Raw genomic sequence first — 9,714 nt, 5'->3', positions numbered from 1 at the left:
GGAATTTTTTTTAATATTAAAATTAAATAAATTATTTAATAAATAAATTCGTCTAAAAATAAAATAAAATGTATAAACAAAAATGTTTTTATAAATAAACAGTATATATATAATTGTAGGGTGAAAAAGATATGGAAACAATTGAAAAGGAGTCCATGAAAGTTATAGACCCTGAAACAAAAAAAGTTGTTGTTTTAAGGACTTATATGGGGAGGCCACCCAAATTAAGCAAAAAAGACATGGAAACCTTAAGACATTGCATTGAAAATCAGAAGATATGCAACGTCAAGGAGGTTCAGGAATATATCAAGGAGAAATTTAACGTCTCATATTCCTCCAAGGAGGTTCGTGAAATTCTTAAAAAATTCAATCTTAATTACTATCCCTTATTAAGAAAATACACATATGAAAGCTACTACAATGAAATGATCAACAGAAAATTTGAATTTTAATTCTTTTATATTTTTTTGATAAAAAAATTCATTCTGCATTCAAAATATTTTTATATGCGTTTAGTCTTATTTATTGTCACCGTGAGTTATCATGAAAGATGAAATGGATTCTTTACTGGCCAATGTATTAAATTATTCAAAAAAAATGAAGCTTAATGTTTATTATTCAATAGATGTGGACATAGTTATAAGCTTTGAATGGGATAAACGTATGGGTAACTGGAAAAATTTCCTTGATACATGCAGGGCCAATAATGTTCATTCAATTGTCCTTTCTGTTAAGAGATTTCAGGATGAGGACATAGATCTGGAATATACACAGGAGAAGAAACTTTTTAATAAAATTGCTGAACTGGATATAATGTATATAGTTAATGATGTGGGTTATAAATATCATGAGGAGGCTCCAGAATTTACAGAATTAAATACATTTAGTCTTGATGACCTGCTTGAGGACACTGATGAGAAAAAGGTATTGCCATTAAACAAGGAGGTAAATGAAAAATCTGTAGACACGCTGACACAGGAAATGCTAAAGTACATTAATGATGATTTAAATGGATATGCCCATTATAATATGGACGATGCCATTAAATCATTTTGGCAGTATAAAGGAATTAATCTTGATTTCTGGGTGGAACCAGAAATAAAAAATAAGATAGACAAGGTAAATAAAAATGTTAAGAAGGTTATAGAAAAGGAGGATAGCAAGAAAGAAAGACAGAAACTTTATAATATGATACCCGACCTTCTTGAAAAATTATTTGAAAAAAACAAGTCAAACATAACACTGGATGATGTTAAGGATTACCTGTCAGAACAAAATGTTAAGGTAAAATATAAAATAAATATAACCTCACTTTACAGGCAGGTGCTTAAGGCTGTAAAATTAAACAATGGAAAGCAATAAATATAATTTAATATTTTCATGTTTATTTTTTTGAACTTTATGCATATTATGAATAATTTCAATAATTATCTATATTATTGATACAATAGTTATAGGCCATAATGAAGAATCGAAACAAAATGTAAATCTTAGCAAAAAGGACAACCAGAACTTTGTTCAAATACCATTTAACATGCTTATAAATCAGATACAATATAAAGTTAAAGAACACAACATAAATATAATCATACATGAGGAATTATACACATCTAAATGCCAATTTTTAGACGGTGAAAGCATTGAAAAGCATGAAACATATTTAGGCAAAAGAATAAAGAGAGGAGTATTCGGTCTGCTAATGAGGCATTAATACATGCTGACCTGCAGGCTTCATCCAACATTATAAAAAAGCAAATTCCCGAAGCATTTGACTGGCTCGAGGGTATTGGGTTATATCTAGGAAGCTTAAGCATCAAAGAGATGATAACTTCTAAAGATGTTTGTTAACATGGTTAACAGAAATCGTAACCTAATTAGCTTTTAAGGATACTATTGTTACAAAATAAAATTATTTTAATATTTAAAGGGAATTTTTGTAATTCCAAAAGCTACTTAGCAATATTCATTATTAGCAAAAAATAAGACAAAAGATATATATGTATATGTTTGCTTAACTAAATTAGTTCAAAAGGTGAATTAAAAATGGTTATGGCAGAAGAGAGAAAAAATCTCGAGGTTAGACTGTCAAGTAATTTCGAGATAAGCAAGAACGCTCCATTCAAAACAGTGGATGAATTCTTAAGTGAGATGGGGCATTTAATCACCGACGATATGCTTGTATTAAGAGTAACTGAAAGTCTTTGCCCAATATGTGCAGATGAGGAGAAATTTGATCAGATGAGAATACCCGCAATAGTTTATGAGGAGGGCGGTGAGGTTAATTTAATAAAGGAATGCCCCGAACATGGTATTACCAAGGAAAAATACTGGGAAGACTATGATATGTATGTTGAGGCAAGCAAATATCAGGATAAGGAAGGGACAAAAATACTTAATCCAAACGTTGCGGTTTATGCAGATAAGATTATATGTCCAACACACTGCGGATTATGTGTTAAGCATAAATCACATACAGGATTGGGAAATGTTGTTATAACAAACAGATGTGATTTATCATGCTGGTACTGCTTCTTCTATGCAAAGGAGAATGAGCCAATATATGAGCCATCACTTGACCAGATAAGATTAATGCTAAGAAGAATGAGAAACGAGAAACCTGTTGGTGCAAATGCTGTTCAGATAACAGGTGGGGAACCAACATTAAGGGACGATATAATTGACGTCATAAGAATAGCCAGAGAGGAGGGTTACGAGCATGTGCAGATGAACACCAACAGTGTAAGGGCAGCCTATGATCCAGACTTTGTTAAGAGGGCAAGGGAGGCCGGATCAAATGTCGTTTATACAAGTTTCGACGGTCCAACCCCGAGATCAAACCCCAAAAACTTCTGGGAAATACCAATGGCCCTTGAAAATTATAAAAAGGCGCCCATGGGTGTTGTTCTTGTACCCACAGTCATTGGTGGAATAAATGATATGTATCTTGGTGATATGATTAAATTTGCCGTATCAAACATAGATGTCGTAAGGGGTGTTAACTTCCAGCCAGTGAGCCTTGTGGGCAGGATGTCCGACCGTGCAAGGGCAAGGCAGAGAATAACCATACCAGGCGCAATCAAGAAAATAGAACAGCAGCTTGATGGCCAGATAGGCAGGGAAGACTTCTTTACTGTGCCGGCAACAACAGAGGTATCAAACTTCATAGAGGCATTAAAAGGCCACCCAACATACAAATTATCAATACACTTTGCCTGCGGTATGGGTACCTACGTATTCGTTGATAACGGGAAGATTATACCCGTAACAAGGTTCGTGGATGTCAAGGGTATGTTTGAATATCTTTCAGAATTAGGAGAGGATATAAAGTACTCAAAATGGAAAACAGCAAAGAAGGCAGAATCAGTAACAAAACTGTTATTACATCTTAAAAAATTCGTTGATTATGAAAAGGCTCCAAAGGATTTCAAATTAAAGGATATGGTTTACAATGCCTTTACAGAGGGCGATTACCATGGTTTAAAGGCATTCCACTACAAGTCCCTATTCATAGGATTCATGCATTTCCAGGATCCATACACATATGACGTTGATAGAGTGGAAAGATGTGATATACATTATGCAATGCCTGATGGAAGGGTCATACCATTCTGCGCATTCAATGTAATACCAGAGCTTTACAGGGATTCAACACAGAGGAAGTATTCAATACCTGCAGATGTATACCAGGAAAAGACAGGTATAAACCTGAAGAAGGACAAATATTTCAGAAAATACACAGTTGAGGAAAAGAAGAACATAATAAGGTTCTATGAAAAGAGCATCGGAAGGAACCTAAGACCAGAGGAAATAGGTCTTGACCTTGACAAGGATGAAATACCCATGATCTCATCAGTAAACCCTGGTGAGGAATAAATTTATTATTTTTGTTTTATTGTACTTTTAACTTCTATGAGATACAGGCTTTTAAAGGATACTGGAGATCTTAAGATTAAGGTTTATGGGAGAACCTATACAGAAATATTTAATAATGCAGTTTATGCCATGTCAATGTCTATTATTAAAGTTCATAATCCTAAAATTGAGGTGGAAAAAAATATAGAGTTACATACTAACAATTATGAAAGCCTCCTCATAAATCTTCTTAATGATGTTCTATTTTATTTTGAAACTCAGGATACATTATTTTTTAATTCTAAATTAAACGTTGATGATTTTTATGGTGTCACCGGCAAATTACTGGGAATGCACATTCCAGAAAAGGTAAATTATGAATATATAATTAAGGCAGCAACATACCATGACCTTGAAATCATGCCTGATAAAAACCATGCAATAATAGTTTTTGATATTTAAATTTCCAGCTTTAAAAAATATGGATTATAATTAAAATATTTTAATAAGTGGCCTTCCCGGCCATGGATTTTTAACCCCAATTGAATCGCTCCTTTCAACTTTAATTTTTAATCCTGTGGATCTGCCAATGTAATCAATGTTGTCCATGAGTATTTTATATTCATCCAGATACCTATCAGATATTCTGTTCTTATTTTTAATGTAATCTTTTATCATTATTTTGTATGTGTCTTCAACAGTCTTACTATTAAACATTTTCAGAAACATTATTTGTTTTTCACCATATACTGTAATTAAAACATTTTCTCCCTGGTTTTTTATGACACGGTAAATCTCCTTTATGTCCGATATTACATTTTCAACATATTTTTCTGACTCAATAATATTATAATCGATCCTATCTTCTATGTTAATGTCAAGCCTTTCACCGCTCACAAATGTATTCTTAACGTATCTATGCCAGTATTCCTCGCATGAATATGGTATTACAGGACTCATTATTATAAGCCAGTCGTGCATAATTTTTTTAAGAGCAATATTAACATCAGCATTTCTATTTTCAACGTTTTTTAAATCATTCATTACACTGTAAAACACTGATATGTATGCATCCCTTATCTTCATTGATTCCATGTATTCCAGAAACTCCTTTACATGTAAATAAAACGATGAATAAAACCATCTGTATATGTAATCATCAGAGTCCTCTGGATTTGTGTATTTTTCAAATAAATTAAGAAAGTTTTCGTACCGCTTATATACAGATGATAAATCCTTCTCGTTCCAGTCAAGCATTGATGAGACATCGGCACCAACTGCAATAAACAGCCTGTAAAGATCTGCTGAGTACCTCTGTGTGATTTGCAGAAGAGATATAACGTTTCCCTTGCTTTTAGATATTTTTGCACCGTTTGATATTACTATGCCTGAAAACATTAGACCGCCTGGTAGATATTTTCCACTGAATATTGCCGCGTGGTTCATTATAAAGAATGAGAGGTGGTTTGAAATATGTGGTGGTGCTGTAATTCTAAGATCATTTCCATACCAGTAATTAAACTGTCTTCTGGCAGCTTCTGCCTTTCCCTTTACATAATCATCATATTTTTCAAGGTTTATATTTTTATTAAGATAAACATAATCTATTATGTCATCAGGGATATCTCCAAGATGATCATAAATACCACGCATTTCCCTGGCATTTGTATATGTAACCATATATATTGTCGAATCGGATAAGGACTCTATAACCCATCTCTCATCAAATGGAAGTTTTGTACCTATGCCACGCCTTCTAGCACAGGGTCTTTCCCTTAGCCAGTCTATGGCATCGTTCATTATCTTCCTGTACATTTCTGGATAAAATTTCATCGAGTTAATTAGGTCATGGGCCCTCTCCTTAAGCCAGTCCTGTGAATAGTCTATGAACCACTGGTCTCTTATAACAGCAACTATAACCTTGGAGCCTGATCTTGTCACCGCCTTCCTGCTGGTTTCGTAGAATATTAGTCCAAGTCCTGTGCTTATAAGATCATTTTTAATTATTTCCCTGCCCTCATTTACGGTTAAACCCGTGTATTTTCCAGAATTAATCAGTTTTCCATTGTAAAATTCCTCCTTATATAATTCCTGTGTGGCATCCTTTAATTTTTCATCATTTTCCATTAAACCATACTTTTCAACAAGGCTCTCGACATTTATGCTTCCAGGTGTTTCCACAACCTTTTTTATGTCCATATTTAATTTATTCCTTTTAAAATAAACATAGTCAAATATGGAATGTCCGGGAACAGAATAAACAACGCCGGTGCCATTATCTGGGTCCACAAATACTGCAGGGAAAACGGGAACCATGGCATTATATAAAGGAACCTTAAATTTTCTATTTAAGATCTCTCTGTTTTCAACATCTCTTATATATTTTACGTTATCGTGCTGAAGTGAAAATTTGACATAGCCCTCGTATGTAAGTACAATATTTTTATTTTCATAATTCATTTCAACATATCTGGCATCAGGATTTATCCATATATTTGTAACCCCGAAAAGGGTTTCTGGTCTTAATGAGGCTGCAAGCAGATCAAAATCATTGCCCTTGAATAACACACCTGTAAATTCCTCTATGCTAACCTTATCGGTATCACCATCCTTAATATCATCCTCGCCAACAGCATTTTCATCCTTAATACTGTAAAGTATGGGGTAATTTCCCTTTTTTATTAATCCAAGCTCATTAAGCTTGTTAAACTGCCATCTGACAATGCACTGATAAAAATTATCAGCAGATGTAAATTTTCTTGTCCAGTCTATTGAATAGCCAAGATCCGAAAAATCTTTTATTATCACCTTTGAAAAGTAATCAGCTATATTTTTTGGGTCCTTAAATGATTCTATTATATTATCTATATCTTCCTTACTTTCATATTCTGAAAGATAGCTCCTATAAAGTTTTAATGTATCAGGGTCATTGTTTGCAAGCCTTTCTGCAAATGCAAGAATTGGGGTGCCACTTTCATGAAACCCCATTGGAAAAAGCACATTATACCCCATCAGCCTTTTATATCTTGCAACTATATCACCAAGGGTATAGGTTCTTCCATGCCCAACATGGAGCGACCCATTTGTATACGGCCATGGTACGGTTACAAAAAACTTTTTTAAATTCTCATTTACCTCAGGTTCGAAAACCCTATTTTTATACCATTCCTCACGCCATTTCTTTTCTATAGATGCATCCATATTCCTACACCACTAAAACTGCAGCAGCTATCACCGTTGCCCACTCATCAGGTTTTAAAACAACAGTGGTTGCCGCGATATTTTTTGTAGTTAATATCTTATCATCAAGAACATACTCATTCTTTTTATCATCCCATTTTAAATGGTCATCAAGGCCCATGGTGCTGGCCAGCATTTCAGCTGCAAGTTTTTCAGCAAAATGGCCAGCCTCATTTTCTGTCTGCCCAAAGGTGTGGTGCTCGCTTAAATATCCCCATTTCCCCCTGTCTGACGGTACTGCAACACCAATTGCGGCAGATATCATCCTGTTTAATTCGTTTGACGAATTTCTCGCAAGCACTGTAAATAAAATCTGACCGTAGGATAGAAGTTTCAGCCCCTCAGATTTATCGACTATTTCAGCATATGGTGGTAATATTGAACTTACACTAACTATATTAAAGGGGGCTATACCAGCATCCCTTAGGGCGTTTTCAAATGATTGAAGCTGTGTTTCACCGCGACCTATTCCTCTTGTAAAAAATAATTTCTTTGGCAATAGCATAGGGGTATATTATTATTTATTTAAAATATTTATTGAAATTTGGTCCTGATTGTATTATAATGCAATAGTTTTAAATTCTTTAATATTTATGTTCCTTTTTGCATCAAAATTATAATATTTTAAATAATATTACAGCATTTATAAAAGAAATGTCCCTTTCTCTGAAAAATGTTTTTGCCTTATTAAATCCGAAATTAAAAGAAAGTTTAATAAAAAACGGTATAGAAGAGCCCACAGAGGCCCAGAGAATTGCCATACCTGAAATACTAAAAGGAAATAATATATTATTAATATCACCCACAGGGTCTGGTAAGACAGAGGCCGCCCTGCTCCCTGTTATTGACCGGATATTTAGGGAGAGGCCAGAACCCATATCACTTTTGTATATAACACCCTTAAGGGCATTAAACAGGGATATGCTGTCAAGGCTGTATACATACTGCGATAATCTAAACATAAAGGTTCAGGTACGGCATAGCGATATAACCCAGTCACAGCGTGATGAAATCTCAAAAAGTCCTGGAAATATATTAATAACAACACCAGAATCATTACAGTTAATGATGTCCGGAAAAAAACTACGGGGCCATTTAAAAAATGTAAAGTTTGTTATAATTGACGAGGTTCATGAAATGGCCCAGAATGAACGTGGGTCACAATTCTCAATAGCCATGGAAAGGTTGAAGTCAATAGCGGGGAAAATCCAGATAATAGGCTTATCGGCAACTGTAAAAAACGAGGATGAACTTTCCAAATTTATTGCACCTGAGGGAAATATCAAGATTTTGAAACCATCAATAAATAAAAAAATGGATATATCCGTGATTTATCCAGAACCTGCAGACCCTGAAATTTCGGAAAAAATGGGATGCGACCCCCAGTATGCTGGCTGTATATCTGAAATATATCATATAGTTGAAAAAAACCGTGGCACTATTGTGTTTGTTAACAGGAGATATGTTGCAGAGGACATGGCGTTCAGGCTATCATTGTGGATCAATCATCCGGATTTGGAGGTTCATCATGGTTCATTATCAAAGGAAAGCAGGGAAACTGCAGAAATGGATTTTAAAACCAATAAGATCAGGGGCATAATATGCACATCATCGCTGGAACTTGGCATAGATATTGGAACCGCTGATGTTGTTGCACAGTTTAATTCACCAAGACAGATAAATAAAATGGTCCAACGTATTGGGAGATCAGGGCATTCACTTGAAAAAACCTCACGGGGCATTATAGTATGCAATGACACAATAGAACTCGAGGAGGCCGTGGCCATTGTTGATAACATTAACAGCGGCAATCTTGAAAATGTAATGATCAGGAAAAATTCCCTTTCGACGGTTGCAAATCAGATTATGCTCGAACTGAATTATGCCAAAAAGATCAAATATCAGGATTTTTACAACATAATAAACAGGGCATATCCATTCTGGGAACTGTCCTTTGAAGAATACTATTCTGTTATCGAGCTTTTAAACCGTACAAAAAAATTGATAATAGACGGGGAGTACATAATAAAAAGATATTCAATTTTAAAATATTATATTGAAAATATCTCAATGATACCCAGCGATAAAACATACAGTGTAATAGATACAGTTAATAAAAAATTCATAGGAACACTGGATGAAAAATATGTTGTAAATGAAATTGAACCAGGGTCCTTTTTTATCATACGGGGTGCAACATGGAGGACAATTCGTATTCAGGATGGCAAAATATATGTTGAACCATTTCCAACTGCTGCCATAGCCCCTCACTGGACTGGAGAGGAAATACCAGTTTTGTTTGAAACCACATCAAGGGTATCAGAAAATAGAAAGAATCATGAAATTCCCGGATTCATAAATAAAAGAGGTGCTGATGCACTTTTGAACTGGTATAAAAACGATATAGCATCACTGGATAAAATAATAATAGAATCATATGCTGGAGAAATAATAATCCAGATTCTTCTGGGAAGCCTTGGAAATTTTACACTTGGCGAGATATTATCCGGAATATTAACATCGGTTACTGGTGAGAGCGTCGAAATGGACTACTCACCATATCATATTTATATTAAGGTTTCAAGGAACATTGCACCATCTGATATTGAAAAAATTATTGAA

The 9,714-nt window shown here is 34.4% G+C and carries 8 protein-coding genes; 6 read left to right on the top strand and 2 right to left on the bottom strand.

Annotated features, from left to right (window positions below; genetic code table 11):
• The first annotated feature begins 131 nt into the window (after positions 1-131).
• The 5 genes from AOG54_RS07595 (at position 132) to AOG54_RS07580 (ending at position 4,314) form a co-directional block, all read left to right on the top strand.
• Positions 132-452, top strand: a complete 321-nt coding sequence (locus AOG54_RS07595) for a winged helix-turn-helix domain-containing protein (RefSeq protein WP_048100795.1) — start codon at positions 132-134, stop codon at positions 450-452.
• A gap of 91 nt (positions 453-543) precedes the next feature.
• Positions 544-1,362, top strand: a complete 819-nt coding sequence (locus AOG54_RS07590; protein ID WP_048100796.1) for a hypothetical protein — start codon at positions 544-546, stop codon at positions 1,360-1,362.
• 52 nt (positions 1,363-1,414) lie between these two features.
• On the top strand, positions 1,415-1,711 hold the full coding sequence (locus tag AOG54_RS09580; RefSeq protein WP_084795528.1) for an IS200/IS605 family accessory protein TnpB-related protein: 297 nt from the start codon (positions 1,415-1,417) through the stop codon (positions 1,709-1,711).
• Positions 1,712-2,043: 332 nt separating this feature from the next.
• Positions 2,044-3,873 (top strand): tetraether lipid synthase Tes, encoded by a 1,830-nt coding sequence (tes, locus tag AOG54_RS07585; RefSeq protein WP_236688994.1) that lies wholly within the window; start codon positions 2,044-2,046, stop codon positions 3,871-3,873.
• 36 nt (positions 3,874-3,909) lie between these two features.
• The gene (locus tag AOG54_RS07580) at positions 3,910-4,314 is read left to right on the top strand and encodes an archease (RefSeq protein WP_048100797.1); all 405 of its coding nucleotides are present in this window, start codon (positions 3,910-3,912) and stop codon (positions 4,312-4,314) included.
• 30 nt (positions 4,315-4,344) lie between these two features.
• Here the strand turns inward: AOG54_RS07580 and leuS are convergent, their stop codons facing one another.
• Both leuS and AOG54_RS07570 read right to left on the bottom strand, forming a co-directional pair.
• Positions 4,345-7,053, bottom strand: coding sequence for a leucine--tRNA ligase (gene leuS / locus AOG54_RS07575; protein WP_048100798.1), 2,709 nt, complete (start codon positions 7,051-7,053; stop codon positions 4,345-4,347).
• Between the two features lie 4 nt (positions 7,054-7,057).
• Positions 7,058-7,597: a pyruvoyl-dependent arginine decarboxylase gene (locus AOG54_RS07570; protein WP_048100799.1), complete on the bottom strand. Its 540-nt coding sequence runs from the start codon at positions 7,595-7,597 to the stop codon at positions 7,058-7,060.
• Between the two features lie 149 nt (positions 7,598-7,746).
• On the opposite strand from AOG54_RS07570, the gene AOG54_RS07565 reads away from it, so the two are divergent.
• A partial coding sequence (locus AOG54_RS07565) for a DEAD/DEAH box helicase (RefSeq protein ID WP_055032582.1) occupies positions 7,747-9,714 on the top strand: 1,968 nt, incomplete at its 3' end.

Origin of the sequence: Acidiplasma aeolicum, assembly GCF_001402945.1 — an archaeon.
Classification (GTDB): Archaea; Thermoplasmatota; Thermoplasmata; order Thermoplasmatales; family Thermoplasmataceae; genus Acidiplasma; species Acidiplasma aeolicum.
The sequence above is the reverse complement of the archived record's forward strand: the minus strand, read 5'-3'. Positions and strand labels throughout refer to the sequence as shown.